General features: G+C 44.2%; 20 protein-coding genes. 12 read left to right on the top strand and 8 right to left on the bottom strand.

What is annotated here, in order from left to right; all coding sequences use genetic code 11:
• Window positions 1–161: 161 nt before the first annotated feature.
• A complete protein-coding gene (locus MSG34_RS11505) occupies window positions 162–578 on the bottom strand; it encodes a CBS domain-containing protein (RefSeq protein ID WP_017060213.1) in 417 nt (138 codons plus the stop codon).
• Between the two features lie 302 nt (window positions 579–880).
• Between MSG34_RS11505 and MSG34_RS11500 the strand changes: the two genes are divergently transcribed.
• Window positions 881–1,114, top strand: coding sequence for a hypothetical protein (locus MSG34_RS11500; protein WP_107898753.1), 234 nt, complete (start codon window positions 881–883; stop codon window positions 1,112–1,114).
• Between the two features lie 167 nt (window positions 1,115–1,281).
• Window positions 1,282–1,578 carry a hypothetical protein gene (locus MSG34_RS11495; RefSeq protein WP_050622140.1) on the top strand — a complete coding sequence of 99 codons (297 nt, stop codon included), beginning with the start codon at window positions 1,282–1,284 and terminating at the stop codon, window positions 1,576–1,578.
• Between the two features lie 99 nt (window positions 1,579–1,677).
• Here the strand turns inward: MSG34_RS11495 and MSG34_RS11490 are convergent, their stop codons facing one another.
• Window positions 1,678–2,664, bottom strand: a complete 987-nt coding sequence (locus MSG34_RS11490) for a glycosyl transferase family protein (RefSeq protein WP_282449703.1) — start codon at window positions 2,662–2,664, stop codon at window positions 1,678–1,680.
• Between the two features lie 166 nt (window positions 2,665–2,830).
• Between MSG34_RS11490 and MSG34_RS11485 the strand changes: the two genes are divergently transcribed.
• From MSG34_RS11485 to MSG34_RS11475, 3 genes are all read left to right on the top strand, one after another.
• Window positions 2,831–3,439 (top strand): TetR/AcrR family transcriptional regulator, encoded by a 609-nt coding sequence (locus tag MSG34_RS11485; protein ID WP_248337491.1) that lies wholly within the window; start codon window positions 2,831–2,833, stop codon window positions 3,437–3,439.
• Window positions 3,440–3,562: 123 nt separating this feature from the next.
• Window positions 3,563–4,057: a peptidylprolyl isomerase gene (locus MSG34_RS11480; protein WP_048609354.1), complete on the top strand. Its 495-nt coding sequence runs from the start codon at window positions 3,563–3,565 to the stop codon at window positions 4,055–4,057.
• A 206-nt stretch (window positions 4,058–4,263) separates the two neighbouring features.
• Entirely contained in the window at window positions 4,264–5,406 is a 1,143-nt protein-coding gene (locus tag MSG34_RS11475) for a BamA/TamA family outer membrane protein (RefSeq protein ID WP_248337489.1), read from the top strand.
• Window positions 5,407–5,478: 72 nt separating this feature from the next.
• On the opposite strand, the gene MSG34_RS11470 is transcribed toward MSG34_RS11475, so the two are convergent.
• Complete coding sequence (locus MSG34_RS11470) at window positions 5,479–5,916, bottom strand: cytochrome c (RefSeq protein ID WP_248337487.1); 438 nt, start codon at window positions 5,914–5,916, stop codon at window positions 5,479–5,481.
• Between the two features lie 208 nt (window positions 5,917–6,124).
• Here MSG34_RS11470 and MSG34_RS11465 point away from each other — a divergent pair, with 208 nt between their 5' ends.
• Both MSG34_RS11465 and MSG34_RS11460 read left to right on the top strand, forming a co-directional pair.
• Window positions 6,125–6,769, top strand: coding sequence for a cytochrome b/b6 domain-containing protein (locus tag MSG34_RS11465; RefSeq protein ID WP_248337485.1), 645 nt, complete (start codon window positions 6,125–6,127; stop codon window positions 6,767–6,769).
• Between the two features lie 16 nt (window positions 6,770–6,785).
• On the top strand, window positions 6,786–7,214 hold the full coding sequence (locus MSG34_RS11460) for a MarR family transcriptional regulator (protein ID WP_248337483.1): 429 nt from the start codon (window positions 6,786–6,788) through the stop codon (window positions 7,212–7,214).
• Window positions 7,215–7,314: 100 nt separating this feature from the next.
• On the opposite strand, the gene MSG34_RS11455 is transcribed toward MSG34_RS11460, so the two are convergent.
• The 4 genes from MSG34_RS11455 to MSG34_RS11440 all read right to left on the bottom strand — a co-directional run bounded on the left by MSG34_RS11455 (window position 7,315) and on the right by MSG34_RS11440 (window position 10,953).
• Window positions 7,315–8,181 (bottom strand): DMT family transporter, encoded by an 867-nt coding sequence (locus MSG34_RS11455; RefSeq protein ID WP_248337481.1) that lies wholly within the window; start codon window positions 8,179–8,181, stop codon window positions 7,315–7,317.
• A 110-nt stretch (window positions 8,182–8,291) separates the two neighbouring features.
• Window positions 8,292–9,389: an alkene reductase gene (locus tag MSG34_RS11450; RefSeq protein WP_248337479.1), complete on the bottom strand. Its 1,098-nt coding sequence runs from the start codon at window positions 9,387–9,389 to the stop codon at window positions 8,292–8,294.
• Between the two features lie 14 nt (window positions 9,390–9,403).
• Window positions 9,404–9,781, bottom strand: a complete 378-nt coding sequence (gene gloA / locus MSG34_RS11445; protein ID WP_017084654.1) for a lactoylglutathione lyase — start codon at window positions 9,779–9,781, stop codon at window positions 9,404–9,406.
• Window positions 9,782–10,017: 236 nt separating this feature from the next.
• Window positions 10,018–10,953: a LysR family transcriptional regulator gene (locus tag MSG34_RS11440; protein WP_048609348.1), complete on the bottom strand. Its 936-nt coding sequence runs from the start codon at window positions 10,951–10,953 to the stop codon at window positions 10,018–10,020.
• A 134-nt stretch (window positions 10,954–11,087) separates the two neighbouring features.
• On the opposite strand from MSG34_RS11440, the gene MSG34_RS11435 reads away from it, so the two are divergent.
• The 5 genes from MSG34_RS11435 (at window position 11,088) to MSG34_RS11415 (ending at window position 17,848) form a co-directional block, all read left to right on the top strand.
• A complete protein-coding gene (locus tag MSG34_RS11435) occupies window positions 11,088–12,314 on the top strand; it encodes an outer membrane protein transport protein (RefSeq protein ID WP_248337477.1) in 1,227 nt (408 codons plus the stop codon).
• A 1,001-nt stretch (window positions 12,315–13,315) separates the two neighbouring features.
• Complete coding sequence (locus tag MSG34_RS11430) at window positions 13,316–13,927, top strand: magnesium transporter (protein ID WP_248337476.1); 612 nt, start codon at window positions 13,316–13,318, stop codon at window positions 13,925–13,927.
• Window positions 13,927–14,916: a biotin/lipoyl-binding protein gene (locus tag MSG34_RS11425; protein WP_048614593.1), complete on the top strand. Its 990-nt coding sequence runs from the start codon at window positions 13,927–13,929 to the stop codon at window positions 14,914–14,916. The genes MSG34_RS11430 and MSG34_RS11425 overlap by 1 nt, the downstream gene beginning before the upstream one ends.
• A gap of 328 nt (window positions 14,917–15,244) precedes the next feature.
• Complete coding sequence (locus MSG34_RS11420; protein WP_248337475.1) at window positions 15,245–17,221, top strand: alkyl sulfatase dimerization domain-containing protein; 1,977 nt, start codon at window positions 15,245–15,247, stop codon at window positions 17,219–17,221.
• 138 nt (window positions 17,222–17,359) lie between these two features.
• On the top strand, window positions 17,360–17,848 hold the full coding sequence (locus MSG34_RS11415) for a hypothetical protein (protein WP_248337474.1): 489 nt from the start codon (window positions 17,360–17,362) through the stop codon (window positions 17,846–17,848).
• Window positions 17,849–17,925: 77 nt separating this feature from the next.
• On the opposite strand, the gene cyoE is transcribed toward MSG34_RS11415, so the two are convergent.
• Window positions 17,926–18,798, bottom strand: coding sequence for a heme o synthase (gene cyoE / locus MSG34_RS11410; protein WP_248337473.1), 873 nt, complete (start codon window positions 18,796–18,798; stop codon window positions 17,926–17,928).
• Window positions 18,799–18,800 lie beyond the last annotated feature (2 nt).

The following is an 18,800-nucleotide window of genomic DNA, read 5'->3' as shown; positions in this document are numbered from 1 at the left end:
CAGCTGTTCAACTGTTCAACTGTTCAACTGTTCAACTGTTCAACAGGCTAGGGATCCAAAAAGAAAGGATCGACCAAGAAAAGCGCTATACAGAAAAAAGGCGCTAGTGCGCCTTTTTTCAATTGAGGGTATTGAGAAAAATAATCGTTCTTAACACGCTACTATACCTGATGTTTGAAGCATTCTTCCAAGTTCTTGCCAATTGCTCTCAAAACATCAGTTCTGGTGATAATACCCACCAGTTTTCGATTATCGATCACAGGGTATGCTTTAGGTTTTCCAACCTGCATCATGTCCGCCAATTCAATAATGGATAAGTCAGGTGACACCGACAGCACTTCTTGGTACATACAGTCACCCACAAGGTGTGTGTCTTGGCAGAAGTAACTGACCTTCACAAGTTTCTCGAGTAAATCCTGCTCTGAAAGGAAGCCAATCACTTGTTCGTTATCATCGATTACGGGCCCACCCATATGGTGGCTACGCATCACTTTGTCTAACGCTAGACTTAACGGCATATCAGGAGTAAATGTCACAACCTGCTGCGTCATGTAATCTTTCACTTTAATAGAATGCATTGCGTTCTCCCTAAATACTTTGCGTCATATATTTTTCTATCTTGTTAAGTTAATTGTTGTCTAAAATCTTGATTTTACTAAATGGATTTCAACAATTTTATTGATAGGCAAAACCTAACAAGACAAAAAAGTGAGACAAACAAAGGGTTGAGCACGTTTTCGAACACCGGAAAAAAGAAAAAAAGAGCCCTTACAAAGCCTTACTTTCCCTTGCTTAACCTTACTTAGCCGAGCTAGCCTGCGTAAATAAACCCTGTAATCTTCACCGCACTAATAATTAGAAATCCCGATTTAGGAAGTTTATGCAACACGACAACAACATGTACGCGTATGTTTATGCAGATAACGACGGCACAGAAAACACACTCATCGCCACTATTGATAATCAAGAAAAACCGCTTATATCAAGCTGCGTTGATGAGATAAAACGCATGTCATGCTTAGCCATTGATTTAGCAGCAAAACACGACCTAAAAGTGAAGCTGGTGAAATATCAAAGAGAACAAGAGATCGACTTCGGCCTATTCGTTAAATAGTGAATCCGACACTGATTTGGTTAATCTCTAACTGGCAGCCATAATAGCATTAGCAAGCGCAATAGCCGTGAATGGCTGCCGAATTCGACCTGACAAGCCTAACGGGTAAAGGCTATAATGATCAGACGGCGCCCTTGCCGATTTTCATTATCCAAATACGGTTTACTATGTCTTCTCAAACCTCACCTAAAACGTATCTAACGAATTCGTTATCTAAGTTAAAAAGCTACTTTAGTGAGTTATTGGATTTCCAATCACGCATTTGGGTGGTTCATATCTTTGAAGACTCTATTACCGATCAGTCGTTTGTGATTAATGAAGATGGATTTAAAGAACCGCTAGAGTGGATGAAGAAACGTGATTACCAAGCGAGAATGCTTGATCGTGTTGATAAGATGAAAATCTCACAGGTGATTGAGATTCAGTTCGAAGACAAAATGCATCGCTTGATGCGAGTGAAGTAGCTCTATTGTTTGGGCACGCACGAAAAGCCATTACTAGAAATTAAGCATAAAAAAGGCCAGCGCTCGCTGACCTTCTCTGATTTAGTTACAAACCACCATCTAACGCGCACAATACCCATGCCACAAACGCACCGCTTTCTGGTATGCCTCAGTTTTATCGTGCGTTTCTGCAAAGAGAATGGCTGTCATGCTGTCGACAACGGTATTCGCCATTAGCGCCATCTCTTCAGCCGAAGTGCCAAGTACACATTGACTAGGAAGTGGCAACTCTAGGTTCATCATCTCTTCCCAGTAGAACGATTCGACTTTGTCAGGAGAGCTCATCCATACCGTTTGGCTAACTTTAGGATTATATTCCGACTCACCGTTCATCCCTTTGAATGAAATCACCGAGTGGGATTTATTTCCGATAACATGCTCAACTTCCGCATGAAGTTGTGGGAAGCCAGGATGGAAACTGCCACGCAGACCTAAACGGCCACCACCAGGATTCAATGCTCGAACTACCGTGTTAATTGGTGTTCTCAAACCGTATCGGTGTTTCCAACCAATCATGGTTTGTGCTTCGGGCGCAAAATTAGCTAGCGGTAAATAAGCAATACCGTCTTGTTCAAGAATCGACTTAGCATGTTCAGGGTTCTCAGCACTTTGTACACCGACATCTTGCAAATGGCTTTCAACGTGCGTCCTACCGCTCGGCTTATCCATATAGCCATGCATTAGCACTTTATAGCCATTGTCAGCTAAGATTTTTGCTGCCAACAAGTTCCAAGGCTTGCCACTGGCGTTATCGTTACGCTTACCTGCATAACACGGCCAATCAATATCAGCGCCTAAATCTGGCACTCGAGATTGAAACGCTTTTACAAAGCCAGCGATCTCTTCATTAGTTTCATTCTGCACACGAATCAGCATCAGTAGCATAGCCATTTGGTCGTCACCGACCTCTCCGCTTAAATACTCATCCATGATGCGGTAGGCTTGTTCGAACGATAAAGGCTTACGCCCTCTTTCTCCTCGTCCAACTGTACGAATACACTCTAAAATACTACTCATTGATTGTTTATTCTCTTCCGTTGATATCAATAAAATTCGAATACACTTTCGATTCTATGATACCCACAGTGCATTGCAAAGCGATTCAGTGGCTATCGACCGAATTACCAATACGCGGATTGGTGTTCTAAAAGTAAACTTACTGGTGTAAAATTAGCGTATGAATGCTAACCGCGACATATTAAGTAGTATCCCGATGACTGTAAAAAAAACGCTGAGCCAAAGAAAACGTGAATCGATCGTTGCCGCTGCTATCGCAGAGTTTACTGAGCATGGCTACAAGGCCACCAGCATGGATAAAATATCGAGTCGCGCAGAAGTATCAAAGCGCACCGTATACAATCACTTTGCTAGCAAAGAACTGCTTTTAGATGAGATTCTAGACAGCATTTGGAGCAAAACTCTGGCCGCGACGCATTTCCCTTATCAAGCAGAACTGCCACTTGAACAACAGCTTTCGTCGATAGCCAATCAAGAACTTGAGTTACTTGAGTCTGAAGGCTTCATCGACCTGTCACGCGTGTTGTTCTCAGAGTATTTCCATAACGCCGAACTGGCGCATCAAGCGATGGAAAAATATTCCCAAGCAGAAAGTGGACTTACAACCTGGATTAAAGCTGCATTGGCAGACGGTCGTTTAATCGATCTTGACCCACAATTCGCCTCCACGCAGTTCATTGGTCTGCTTAAGTCTTTTGCGTTTTGGCCGCAAATCATTGGTCATGTGCCGTCACCGGATGCTGCGCACAAACAAGTGATCATTACTTCAAGTGTCGAGATGTTCCTTAAACAATATCAGGCGTGATTTTGGTGGTTGACGAGAATTCAACCACAATAAAACCATCACTGGTATCCGCTGTTATTTTCCCTATACTGCAACCCACTTTCGTCATTACGACTCAGTAAAACTTCAACTTTAGGTAGCCCTATGATTACTTTCACCACCAACTTTGGCGATATCGAGATTGAACTGAACCTTGAAAAAGCGCCAGTAACGTCGAAAAACTTCCTTAAATACTGCCAAGACGGTTTCTACGAAGGCACGACATTTCACCGGGTTATTGAAGGTTTCATGATTCAAGGTGGTGGTCACACTATCGACATGACAGAAAAACCAACTCGTGCACCGATCGTCAACGAAGCAAACCGTGGCTTGAAGAATGTGATTGGTTCTGTGGCAATGGCTCGTACTGATGCACCACATTCTGCAACGGCGCAGTTCTTCATCAACCTTGATGACAACGACTTCCTCGATCACACCTCAACAACCAATGCTGGCTGGGGTTACGCGGTATTCGGTAAGGTTTCAGCGGGTATGGATGTCGTAAACAAAATCGCTGTAGCTCCAACAACCATTCGTTGGGGACACGAAGATGTGCCTTGCGAAGATATTGTGATTACTAAAGTCACCATCAACGAGTAATTCACGACGAAAACGCAACGAAATGGTGAGAATTTTTCTCACCATTTTTTTATTGTCGATGTTATCAACTGTACTCATTTCTGTACGGTATATTTACAGGGTTAACCATTCCCTTACTATTAATCAGTATAAATGACGTGTTATGCTCCTGATCCGCAAGCTCCCATTGCTCTGCGGTCAACCTTACATTGGACGTAACTCTCTACATGACTCGACACTCTTTTTTGACAACAGCCCTCTTCTCTTCTGTTGCCAGTTTCTCTAGTTCCGCATTCGAAGTTGATACACGAGAATCAAAAGAACCAGAACTTGATAACCAATTTCGTGTTATCGCGATCCCCTTTTATGACCCGAGTGTAGATACCGGGATCTCTGTGGTGCCCATCTATAACTTCTACGCTGATGGCGAAACTAAGAACGCTTCCACATTATCAGCGACACTGACTTACACACAGAACGACAGCTATTACATTAAAGGTAATGCGGAGCTGTTGCTGAAAGATGACTCAATAAGATTTAGTGGCGAAATGGGGTTCTCTAGCACCAACATAACCTTGGTCGACCTTGTTGATACCAACCATCAAGAGTACGCGTTCGATGGCGATTTCTACTTCAAAGTGTATGACAATATCTATCTAGGTATGGGGTTAGACTTTTCTACGGCTCGCTATTTAGCTGACACACCCCGTGACAAACTGTTGTTGAAATTAACAGGGTTTAGCGAAGAATATGAAGCCGATACTGGTGCTAAACTTTCATTCTTGTGGGATGAGCGAGAGCATTACTATTATCCGTACCATGGCTTTTTGTTCGAACTCACGTATGAGAACCACGGGACTTGGTTAGGCAATGATGAAGATGCGACCTACTCTTCACTGTTTTCAGACTACCGTTTTTTCTACAGTTTGACCCATAACGATAACCACATTATTGCCAGCCGATGGGTGACTCGCTACCTATTAGATGCTGAAAATGCCCCAAGCAGTGCGTACAGCACTTACGGGCGACAAGGGCGAAACGTTCAACGAGGCTTTGTTGCCGGGGATCATATAGCCTCGCATATGACCAATCTAGAAATGGAATATCGCTACTCAATTTCTGGCTCATCGATCAATTTCCTAAACAACGTGTCTGTGGTCGGGTTAACCGGTGTCGGCAAAGTATTTGGTGAGAGGCTCAACCCGAAAGACCCATACCATAGCTTTGATGATGGTGACCTTCTATCAATGGTTGGATTGGGTCTGCGTTATCGCCTAATGCGTCAAGAGCGTATCAATGTTCGCATGGACTTCACCTACAACAGCGAAGATGAAGTGTTGGCGTATTTTAGCTTGGGCGAAAATATTTAGATCTCACCAACAACTATCACATCAAGCCTGTCGCGATCCGCACAGGCTTTTGTTTCTAAAAGCATGTCAAAATTACCAACGAGAACGATAAGTACGGTGACACCCTTTGCACGTCTTATTCGCAGAATTTAACCCTTGCTCTGCACTCGACAAGTCTTGTTCAACACTCGCCTGATACAGCTCTGCAAAGCCTTGGTTCATCTGTAACATCAGTTGGTTAAATTTCTCAGGCTTGCTCCAAATCTCCTTTTTTGCCTTACCTCCAGTATCACCTTCAGCAAAACTCGCGTTCAAGACATCACCATGCTCCACCAACATTTCACTTAACTCGCCCACCTTCAGCCAATCCACGTCACTGTTATTCAATTCTGAATCGACTTGTTTACTGACCTTTTCAATAGAGCTAAAAGCCTGTTGACGATTATTTACAACATCCGCTGCGGCTGCAGAGATCATAGGTAGAGCAATCGTTGGTAGTGCGACGATTAAAGCGATAGTGAATTTTTTCATAGTGTCATTCCTCGTGATTAATTGATTGAGTGCTTAATTGATTCAGTGATTTCTTCGTTAATTACTGATTGGTTTCTTAGTGAATTACGGCGTGATAGTTCAGCCGTAATCGATGAGATGCATTTAATTTACACAACAATAGTTGCACGCGCAACTATTGTTGTGTAAATTATTTCCACCAAGCAAATTCGCAAACAGGAAAAGCATTATGAAAATCTGGGATCTACCAACTCGACTTTATCACTGGCTTCAAGCCGCACTCTTTATTGGCCTTGCAGCATCAGGATTTAACGGACAAGACCCCCATGTTTACTTGGGCCTCGCACTGTTCAGTTTAATTTTATGGCGCTTGGTTTGGGGAATCGTCGGCAGTGATACCAGTCGCTTTTCTCAATTCATTAGCTCCCCGAAATCGGCTTGGAATTACTTACGTGGAAAAGCTCGCCCAAAACCGGGACATAATCCGTTGGGTGCCTGGATGGTGATAGGAATGATCACGACTCTGTTTATCCAATGTATGACAGGGCTTGTTATTGCTGGTTTCTTTGATGCGATTCCAGGCTCGGAACTCGTGATTACTGATGCCGCATTCGATGTGTTATGTGCGGTGCATGGCATTGCCGCTCGCATGTTAGTGGTCTTTGTCGTACTGCACTTGGTGGCTATTATCATCTACAAACTGCGTTCAAAACCGCTGGTTCTTGCCATGATCACAGGCAAACAAAACCATTCAGCGTCAACGGATTATTTCAGAAATAGCAGTCAATTGGCTTTTTCATCAAATAGGAAAGCGTTGTTGGTGCTAATTGCATCGGTATTAGTTACGATGACAATAGTTGTAATATCACAGTAAAATTAGGTAGCGAAAGATGCCGGAAGAGTTTGATAGACCAAATAGCTTTGGTTGGCTGGTCAATGTGGTCGCCAATAAAGCGACCAAAGATTTCGACACGGAATTAAAAAAACACGGGCTCACCATAGCATTATGGCCAACCATGATGTGCCTTTGGGAAGAAGAAGGGCTTACACAGCGTGATATCGCGGCAAAGTCCAAAGTCGAGAATTCAACAACGACACGCACATTAGATAAGTTGGAAAAACTTGAACTGGTGGAACGCAGAGCCGATCCAAACAGTCGTCGTTCTTTCCGAATCTACCTAACAGAAAAAGGTAAAGCACTTGAAGAAGAACTCATTCCAGTGCCAGTTCGTGTTAACAAAGCGTTGATGAGCGAGTTAGACGCTGAAGAGCAACAACAAATGATCATGTTACTTAAAAAAATGGTCGCGGCAATCTGATCTTACCGCGTTCACTGCTTACCAAGCTTAGTACTTAGAAATTATTGCTTTCTAAGCGTGCATTAAAAGACAACCCACACTCGGCCTTACGCCGAGTGTTTTATTTTCGTCTCGACCATTTGATATAGCAAAACAGTGAAGCAATGATCACCGCCCCACCGAGCAGCTTCTGCATCTCAACACTTTCACCAAGCACACTCACACTTAACAGCAGCGTCCACACAGGCTCAAGAATCATGATCAATGCCGCCACTTCCATGTTCACGGAGTGCTGACCGACCGTTTGCAGCAAGTAACGAATAGACGTTGCGATCACCGCAGACACAATAAACCAGAAGACTAAGGTTTTGGTGATTTCGAACTCCGGCTGAGCAGTCATAGAAGCAAAGGCTAAACCACTCAAACCCACCACAAACAGTTGCACACAGATTGATGCGATAGGCTTGATATTGGTAATCACACGCTTGTTCATCACAAAGTGAACAGACAACAACATCGATGCTAGTAAGAAGTAAACCTGACTCTGCTCAACATGCCAGCCGTTGCCCAGAGTCAGCAGAAGCATGCCGATAATCGCGATCGGGAAAGACATCCAAAACGCGCGATTAGGCTTAACTCGAAACAAAATCCAAGACACAAACGGTGCAATGATCATGGCTAAGCTCATGATGAATGCCCCTTCCGACAAGCTTTCAGTCACCGAAACTGCAAACACCCATACCTGCAATGAGGCAGACAACAACAAACCCACACCGCAAAGAGATAGAATCTGCTTAAGCGAAAGCTTACGAATATGATGAATACAAAATGGCAGAAGAATAAGACTCGCGACGAGGAATCGCACACCAATGAACACTGGCCCAGGCATTTCTAATACCACCAGCTTAGATGCAATCCATCCCACCCCAGCTAGCAGGGTGGCAAATAGAAGGTAAAGCTCTCCGCGCATCGCTTTCACGTTCATCATTTTACTTAGTCCAATAACAAAAAAAGCAACCCGACTCTGCAAGGTTGCTTTTTATAAACATTCAACAGGATCAAGATACTATCTCAATACTCTGCTTCAGGCAGCTGTTTTTAGCCTGCGTATTCTGGGTAATCTGTTAAACCTTTTTCAGCACCACCGAACAATGTGTTTGGATCGTGCGCCGCAAGTGGGTAACCATTTTGAATACGAGCTGGTAAATCTGGGTTCGCTACGAATGGACGACCAAAGCCAACCATGTCAGTTACGCCTTCAGCAACGGCCTTTTCGCCACGCTCGCTATCATATTTACCCGCATAAATAAGGACACCATCATAAGCTTCACGAACTGCCGCTTTGAACGCTTTTGGCGTTTCAGGTGCATCGTCCCAATCAACTTCTGCAATGTGCAGGTAAACAATTTTGTAAAGGTTAAGTAGTGCTGCCGCTGCTGTGTAAGTCTCTACTGGTGTAGCGTCAACCGTACCATTCAACGATGTGAACGGAGCAAGGCGTACACCAACACGGTCAGCACCAATCGCTTCAACCATAGCTTCAACCACTTCACCTAGGAAACGTAAACGGTTTTCAATTGAACCACCGTATTCGTCAGTGCGGTTGTTTGCTTCAGAATCGATGAATTGGTTGATTAAGTAACCATTCGCTGCGTGAAGTTCGATACCATCAAAGCCTGCTTCAACCGCATTCAAAGCCGCTTGGCGATACTGTTCAATCACTGCTTTGATGTCTTGTTTCGTCATCTCACGAGGTTCAACCACATCAACAAAGCCCGGTTCATCAGTACCGTTATCGATGAATACTTTTACGTTTTCTGCTTTAAGTGCAGAAGACGAGATTGGCTGTTCACCGCCGATGTTATCTGGGTGTGTTACACGACCTACATGCCAAAGTTGAGCGAAGATAACGCCCTCTTTTTCATGTACGGCATCAGTCACTTTTTTCCAACCAGAAATCTGCTCGTCAGAATAGATACCTGGAGTCCAAGCATAGCCTTGCCCCATAGGTGAAATTTGTGTGCCTTCCGCAATAATCAAACCTGCAGAAGCGCGTTGAGCGTAGTAAGCCGCCATCATGTCGTTTGCTGAATTACCAGGTTGAGTTGCGCGAGAACGCGTCATCGGTGGCATAACAATACGGTTTTTAAGCTCGATATTACCAAGTTGAATTGGTTGAAATAGTGCGTTTGTCATTGTTATATCCTCGATTAACCTAGTTGAATCAGTTCGATTTGGTAGCCGTCTGGGTCAGTAATAAAAGCGATATGAGTTGAACCGCCTTTCACTGGACCCGCTTCGCGAGTGACGTTGCCACCTAGCGATTTGATCTTGTCACATGCTGCGTAAATATCTTCTACACCCAATGCCAGATGACCAAACGCGCTGCCCATCTCGTACTCGTTAGTATCCCAGTTGTACGTTAGCTCGATAGTCGTGCCGCCTTGCTCGTAGCCAACAAAAACCAATGTGTAGCGGTAGTCTTTGTTTTCATGGCGTTCAAGTTCCTTCATTCCCAATACCTTGGTGTAGAACTCGATAGACTTGTCTAAATCAGTAACTCGGATCATTGTGTGTAGGAATTTCATATTTCGCCCTTGATACTTTAATCTCAGCCTCGTTCAGAAGCTAAGTAGTGTTCGTTTAGGTTGACCTTGAGGCCACCTACTTCTCTGTTGCTAGGTATATTACTGAACACACACAAATCAGTGAAATTATTAAATATTCTCATTTTAATAATTTTTTGTTATTAACATATTGTCTAGTACCAACTAAGCGACACAAAAAAGGGAAGCCAATACTCCCCTTAGATTTAGACTCTCAATTAAAATCGCAACCGCCTATCTTTAAGCGCCTTCGACATTGAATCTGATGTACTGATGACTTGTTCTCTGAACCATTTATGAGCGGGGTCGCTGTTCTGCTTCTTCAACCAAATCAGATAGTGAGACATCGGCTGATATTCAAAGGGTGGCTTGAACAGCTGCAAACTTAACTTTTCTTGGAACTGCACGGCCATAGATAAAGGCACCACAGTGATGTAATCGGATTGGCTACACAGCAAGATATTACTGAACAGCGAGCGTCCATGGAACACGATTTTACGCTGGGACAGATCCAAAGAAGTGTAGTGATTCAAACTGCGAACTTTACGTCGTGTTCTGTCTAATACGGCATGCTTTTCACTTAGGAACTGAGCTTCGCTGATTTCACCTTGGATTCGCGGATGATCAGCTCGACACACGATCACAAACTCGCCTTCATAAAGTGTTTCACTGACGATACTTGGGTGTTCAGGCACCACAATATCGATCATCGCATCGAACTCTTGAGTCAAAAGATCTTCATAAATGCGCTCATCACTGTCTGGTTGATCAAAGACTTCCAGCGACAAGTTTTGATTAGGAAGCTCGGCGAAACTATTGAGCAGTACCCACTGTAAGTGCTCAGGTGCAGAAATAACAAACTTACGCTCAGAGGATTGCTCATCAAAATTAGCCATCGACTGAAACACGCCATTGAGTTCATTGATCGGCGCTTTAATTTGTTCATACAAGCTTTGCGCATAAGATGTAGGCGCAACACCTCTTCCTTTGCGAACAAAAAGCTCTTGGCCAATCTCTTTTTTTAGGCGGGCTAATGCGGTACTGATGGTCGATTGATTGGTACTGAGTTGATCCGCAGCTTTACTTAAACTGCCCTGCTCCATCACCGCAGAAAACACGGCAAGTAGATTGAAGTTGGGGATGTCGTTGCTCATATATCATTACTCGTTAGGCGACCATGAGCACCATGCTATCGTAAAAACGATAGAATGAAATAAGAATCCCTCGTTTAAAGTCCCAAATTGAGACACTAACATCCCGCGTAATTAGTTTCTTAATAGGCTTCCCCATGAAAAAACACTACCTTGCCATCACTATTGCGATGATGACGAGTAACGCAATGCTTTCAAACCCAGCACAGGCTGCGGCTCACCTTCTTCCTGAACTTGGTTCTCTCAACGCCAGTACCGCAGGCGCAGGATCGGCAGCGTTAACTGAAAGTGCGTTAACCGCATGGACTAACCCTGCCGCTATGTCTCAGCTAGAGAACCCTGAACTCACCGTCAATCTGGCCGGCCTCTACACAGACATCAACTATTCAGACACAAACCCAACAGAGCGTTTTGACAGTAACATTGATGCTGGCGGTTGGGCTCCGGTAGGAAGCTTCTACTTTGTTGCCCCTATCAACGACAAATTTCACGCTGGTTTTGCTTTGGCTTCTCAAGGTGGTTCGGGAATCGATTATGGTGATAACTTTTCTGGGCAGCGTTTATTAAAGAATGTTGAATTCATGACTGTTCAACTGATGCCTTCGATATCTTACAAAGTGAATGAGCGGTTTTCGCTGGGTGCCTCTGTCAATGCGGAATACCTCACTGCGAACGGCGAGTTGAATCCTTTTATCGGCACTGGCGACATTGGGTCTGAGCACTTATTCGAAGCAGACGCGGATGATTTCACGGTTGGATACTCTCTTAGTGCCTTTTACCAACCGAACGAAGAACACCGTTTTGGCTTTATGTACCGCTCTGAACTTGCTCATTACGGTGAGGGTGATCTTCAACATTCGGCTAGCGACACCAAACGCGATGTTGGGCTCGACTTTATCATGCCTCAACACATCCAAATTAGCGGCGTGCACGCCGTCAATGACCAATGGGACATGCTGTGGAGTGTGACTTGGTATGACCTATCAACATGGACAGACCTCACGCTAGACATCAATGATAACTCAGTAAAAGTTGTCGACCGTAACTTTGACGATGTGTGGAACCTAGCCATAGGTACTCATTACCAAATCACCCCAACATTACGACTAGAAACAGGCATCAGCTACGAAACATCTCCTCAAGATGACGCAACTCATCAATATATGGATCTTCCTGTAGGCGAAACCAAACGTATTGGCGCAGGTGCTACCTATGCGCTCAATAAGAACTGGGAACTACGCGCTTACTACGATTACATCGATCTTGACGAGCCTGAACTGAATTATGCGAATGGCCGCGTTGTAGGCACTTATGACAACAGCGCACACTTCTTTGGTATGCAAGCGAACTATCGCTTCCTGTAAAGCAGCCGTCTCGACCTTTCCATCGATTATCTATGAGTTACGCACAGAGCTTGATTCATGGCTTCACTCGTGCACTACATCAAGGCCTAGCTATCCGCTAGGTCTTTCTCTATCTGGTCTTCAACTGCAATGTTTCATCCCCATTCAACATCGCATTTGATTGGGTTAGATTACATATTCAATAGAACATAAACAATACGATATTGTCTCGTTTATCATGACACAGTGTTCAGCGACATTGAGATATACATTTGAGGAATTAAAGCTACAATAATTCGAATCCAGCACTCAACCGTAAGCAGAAACGTATTTTCCCAGTGCTCAAAAAACCTATTATCAGTTATATGTCATCCATCATTCGCTTCTATTACTCCCTTTATTGTAAGAAGCGTGTAAAAATATGAATTCCGCCAAATTGCTTATTGATGCTTTTATTAGTCATTTCATTGATCCAAACCAAATTAACTAACGATGTTTTAAAGCCGAATTTGAGCGCTAGCAAATAATTCAATCTACCGATTTAGAGTAATAGTGACTCATCGTAATTACGATATTATCAAATCGTAATTCTGGGTAGATACTGCTCAAAACTCTTCCTATTATCCTGCTAACAAATCAATTCTTAGCCCAAACAGAATGCTGACAAATGTTTTACAACACTATGTCAATTGCCATGGAAGATCCCCTCGACAGACGAGGTATTACACGTAAAGAAGACAATAGCGAAAAGAACGAGCCTAATATTTCGTTCGACAGTGCATCGTCATTCAACCTGCGTTTCAGGCTAACAATAAGAATTGGTTTGTAAGGAAGCATATTCGCTTCTTGATACCGAGAATCGGTTGTCTGGATTGAGTAGTATCACTTTAAATACCATCTATTACTTTTGTTTATTATGCGCACCAATCTACCCACATAATAGACATCTACTTTTTAAGATGTCGTTAAAAGTTAGACTTCTAGGCTGCAAATTCTCTCTTCTTATTGATGTAGGTTGAGATATGAACTTTATTAAAATCGTTTTCCAGAAAATCTGGGCCGTTGTGATGGTCTTGATTAAATTCTGCCTGTTTATGGCAGTGATGTTTGCTGGAGCATGGGCTCTTGCACCATTAGGCACTATCCATTCTAAAGACATCGACATGTCTCAATTCAACAATCATCCCAATGAAATGATGATGAACTTCTTCCAGATGGAGTCCTTCTCTGGTTACTTGTTCTCAGTGACCATTGCTGTGGTTTTAGCCGGTGTTTACGGCATGTGGCAGTTGCATGAACTGGGTGTACATAAAGCAAAAGAGCACAAAAGCGCTCACGTTCAGATCGTGTTTGCACTGTCACTTTGCGGACTCTTCATCAGCAAAACATTCTGGGTTATCGCTTTGGTTATCGCATTGGCGAACTGGAAACATATTGGTCAATCACTGAGTGATGTGATTCGCCGTGGTGTTCAGCCTAAACAAGATACGACCAATACAAAGACTGCCACAGTCCAAGTATCACCAGAACAATCGGTAACAGAGCCGTCTACAGTAGTGCAATCTTCAAAAGAACAGGCTTCAGAAGAAAAGACTCCAACAACACCATCCGCTACAGAAAAAGAGGTCGCATAATGAAAGAGATGATGATTCCATACATCCTAATTGTATGGTCACTGTTTGCGACAGGCGCACTTAAGAAGAACTTCAAGAACTACACATGGGCTGCCATTGGCGGCGTAACGATTCTTGCGGTATTAGCAGTAATCTCTCGCTTGTGGGCACCCGTTGATTTAACCAACTCAACCACAGTGAAAGCACCACACGCGGTAATGTCACCAATCTTTGGCCAGCAGATCGACCAAGTGCTTGTTGAGCACAACCAAATGGTTAAAGAAGGCGACGTAATTTATACACTCGTCGACATCGACTCAGCCGCAGACAAAGCAAAGATCGAATCTTCAATTGTTCAGAAAGAAGAAGAGATCAAGCAAATGAATCGCGACTTAGAGCGTGCTGAAACGTCACCTGAAATCTTCAATATGCGTGACGTAGAAAAGTACGACTCTGATCTTCGAGTGCTGCATGCTGAACTTGTGTCGTTAAAAGCCGATCTACAAAAAGTAAATTGGGCGCAAGAGAAAAAGACCATTAGAGCTGAGTTTGACGGTCAGGTTTCGATAGTGAACATTGCTGAAGGTTCTGTTATGGGTAACATGCACCTCTACAACACCAGCAAAAAATTCCTTGAGATGCGTATTTCAGACCAAACTTACAACTATGTTCAAGTTGGAGACTTCGCTGAGTTCTTCGTTGATGCATACCCAGGTCACGTGTTCCGAGCAAAAGTACACAGCTTTAATGCCGGTACTGGTGAGTCGAGCATTTCTCCACTTCAGGGGCCACAAAGTGTCGGTCAACACGTAGTAAGAAACGGCAATGGTTTAGGTCGTACTATCGTACTTGAGATCATCGAACCAGAAGGTTACAACATCCCTATTGGTTCAACTGGCGCGGCTTGGATCTCGGCTGAGAAGCCGCATCCGTTCTGGGGCTTCATCGATGTAATCGGCGCAGCAACGGTCCGCCTACAATCTTACAAGTCATACCTAGGTGCTTGGTAATACTTAAGCTCTTAGTAAACGATTAGCTCTTGGTAAGCAATTAAATATTCAATGATGTGACTGTTATTCACTCGTATAGCAGCCCCTCATGAACTAGCGACTAATTGTAAAACAAATGCCCCGAATTTCGGGGCATTTTTATATCTGTCACAAGCTCATTTGTGAATTGATTCAGATCAAAATTAATCGCCAATACAATTATTTAGTAAATAAATCATCGAAAAAACGATATATTGAAATCTTATTAGCGCGTAGATAGCGACCTCCCCCACCTCTATCATTTGGCTCAAGAAATCCAATTCCTGTATCCAAATATAAGGTCACGACCATGACTAATACATTCAAAAAAATGGCGCTTCCTGTTGCTATCGCGAGCACTCTACTTGCTTCTGGTTTTGCTTCTGCAACGCCAACTGTAGAAGCGACATCGAAAGTCGGCCAAGAACTTCAGACGGCAAATGCTGCGCAATACCAAAACATTGATCTTGATGCTCGCTACAAGAGCGAGGTTCTATTCGAACACAAATCAAACCTATTCTGGGGCAAAGGCGAACGTATCCAAGTTGTTTCGAAAACGGGCGACTCACTGGCTTACACAGAAGAGTCTGATAACGTTCATCCAATCCTCACCAAGCATGGTCGTAAAATGGACCAAGCAATCATCAAAGTAGATGACAACGTATACCTTGGTTACGGTTTCGGTCTAGATACACCCGTCATGATTGAAGGTACGGACGGCATCATCATTGTTGATCCAGGCGAGTCGGTAGAAATGGCTCAATCGGTTAAAGAACAGTTCCGCACAATCACCGACAAGCCGGTTAAAGCAATCATCTATTCTCACAACCACATCGACCACATCTCTGGTGTACGTGCATGGGTGACTGACGAAGAAGTGGCATCAGGTGAAGTAAAAATCATCGCTGAAGAAGGCCTAACCGCAGCAGTGGCTAACTGGTCTTCAAACCTAGGTACTCTATTTGGTCATCGTACTTCTTACACAGGTGCGAAGCACGTAGAAGAAGGTGAGCACGGCACAGTAAACGACGGCCTTGGTCCACGCTTCATGCAAGGTGCTATCTCGTTCATCGAACCAAACCTGCTTGTACCAAGCCAAAGCCACATCGAAATCGAAATTGCTGGCGTGAAAATGCACATCGAGAACGTGCCATCTGAAACTAAAGATGAGTTAGTGGTTTATTTCCCAGATCAGAAAATCCTGCACGCGGCTGAAGTACTTCAAGGTGAGAACTTCCCTAACCTTCACACTATCCGTGGTACTAAATTCCGTGACCCATCAATGTGGTTCAAGGGCATCGACGTAATGCGTAAGTTCGACACTGAGATCATGATTAACTCTCACGGTCGTCCTGTTGAAGGTAAAGAAGCAGTAGCTGACGTACTAACGGCTTACCGTGATGCGATTCAATACACGCATGACCAAACTATCCGTTACATGAACAAAGGTATGACGCCAGACGAGCTAGTTGAAGTAGTTAAGCTTCCTAAGCACCTTGCAGAACACCCTTGGTTAGGTGAACACTACGGTACTGTTGCACACGCCGTGCGTCAGATTTACGTAGGTTACAACGGTTTCTTCGAAGCGGATCCATGGCAGCTAGAGCCAATGGCTTACGAGCAACGCGCTAAAGCATTCGTAGAGATCATGGGCGGTCGTGACAACATCCTTACGACTGCACAAGCAGCAATTAAGGCTGAGAACTACACATTTGCAGCAGAAATTCTTTCTTACCCAATCACGGTAAACAAGCAAGATATGGAAGCTCGTGAGATGAAAGCACAAGCTTACAAAGCATGGGCTGCAGACCAAGTGAACATCAACTGGCGTAACTGGGCGCTTAACGCGGCGGCTGAACTAGAGAACAAACGTGACTTCTCTAACATGATCAGCTTCGCTTCTGTTGACGTTCTTACCGCGCTACCAAGCAAGCAGATCTTCGACATGATGACTTCAACGCTTATCGCAGAAAACTCGTTAGACGTAAACATGATGCTAACGTACAACTTCTCTGATACGAACGAAGCATTCACTATCGAAATCCGTAACGGTATTGCTCAGTTACACGAAGAAGCAGTGAAAGGCGCTGACGTTCAAATCGACACCACTCGCGCAGTATTGAACCAGATCTTGATTGCAGGTCCAAACGCTCAACAAGTGATTGGTACCAACCTACAGTCTGGTGCATTCAAGTTCTCGAACGGCGACCTCAAAGGCTTCGGTCAATTCATGAGCTACTTCGATAAGCCAATGACTCCAGAAGAGATCATGCTCATCGTTCGCTAACTCGCTATCAATCGACTCGCTGACCGCTTCACATGGACGACAAACAAATACAGGGACCCTTTGTGGTCCCTTTCTTTATCGTCAGGTTCGGCTTCTGGCGTCAGATTCTTAACCCTGTTATAGGTCTCGATAACCATTATGTTAAAACGATTTGCTCTGATTCTTTCGCTTACCTCTTCACTCACGTTTGCCTGCGGTCTTCACCAAGAGACAGGGTTTAGTTTAGTGACAGAGCCCGGTTCGCTCGAGGTGTTTGGCAGCATCATCACAGCCAGACAAGACGATGAATTCAACAACCTCAATAAGCCGGATCACTTTCGAGTCTTTGCCATCAAAGCCGCGCTTGCGAAACCTTACCCAAACAAAATTGAGTTCAACTTATTCGAAGCAATTAAAGGTCATTACAGCCAAGTGAAACTTGAGAAGGGCGTCGATGTGTCAGGCAGAGACACTTTGCCTACCGAGGAAGATCTATTACTGATTACGGAACTCGATGTGTTCGATGCGCTAGCAACGAGCACCATCTCTTGGGATCACGCGATACTAAACGGCTTAGTGATCATCAACGGCCCACAAGATAAACGAGAACAGCTTGAAGATTGGCTTGGTGATATTTTTGAAGGGTAATAGCTTAAAGCGGGACAGATAAAAGGTCGTCAAACCCTCGGACTTCCGAACATTGAGGGTTCAACGACAAACTTAAATCAAAAAAGCGTAGGTAACGGAATCAACTCCAATCCCAGCACGCCACTGATGCTCATCACCACCAGCAGTGACACCTTAAAGACCGTCTTTGACCACTGGATGTAGTTGAGGCAATCGACTTTGCGGAATGTCACTTTGGTCCACATAAAACAGACTGCTGCCGACACCGCTAGGTATTCATAACCTGCTTCTCCGAGTAAGAACAGCGCTAAAGAGACTGCGCCAAACGCCACCACATAGGCTTTCATGTGTTGATGCGCTTTGTCGACGCCCTCTTTCACCGGTAACACGGGAATGCCTGCATCTCGATAATCTTGTATGCGGAACATCGCGATCGCGTACGAGTGTGGCATTTGCCATAAGCAGAACATCACAAACAACAATACTGCTTCAAGGCTGATGTAATTAGTCACCGCCAAGTAACCCACCAATGGCGGAACCGCGCCCGAAATACTGCCGACTAAAGTGCCGTAAACCGATGTACGCTTGTACCACATGGTGTAAAAAAAGACGTAAAACACATAGCCAAGCAACACCATGACCGCAGAGATCGGATTAGCGAACTGAAACAGAAGCGCTGTGCCTGAGAGCAGTAAAACCAAGGCATAAACGAACGCTACGTCTGTATTGATGTTGCCCTGAACCAATTCTCGATTTTGTGTGCGCTTCATCTTTTGGTCGATGTCTCGATCAAAGATGTTATTCACCACACAACCTGATGCAATCACAAGTCCCACACCCGCTAATGTTGTGACTAACAACATCGCATTGGCTGGTTCTGTTTTTGCGGCGAGGAAGAACCCCGCCGCAACAGAAATCAGGTTGCCGAAAATGATGCCCGGTTTGGTGATAGACAGATATCTTTTCAGCATAC

The sequence above is a fragment of the Vibrio sp. 1CM2L genome (assembly GCF_023161695.1).
GTDB lineage: Bacteria > Pseudomonadota > Gammaproteobacteria > Enterobacterales > Vibrionaceae > Vibrio > Vibrio coralliirubri.
This window is presented reverse-complemented; position numbering and strand designations above follow the sequence as displayed.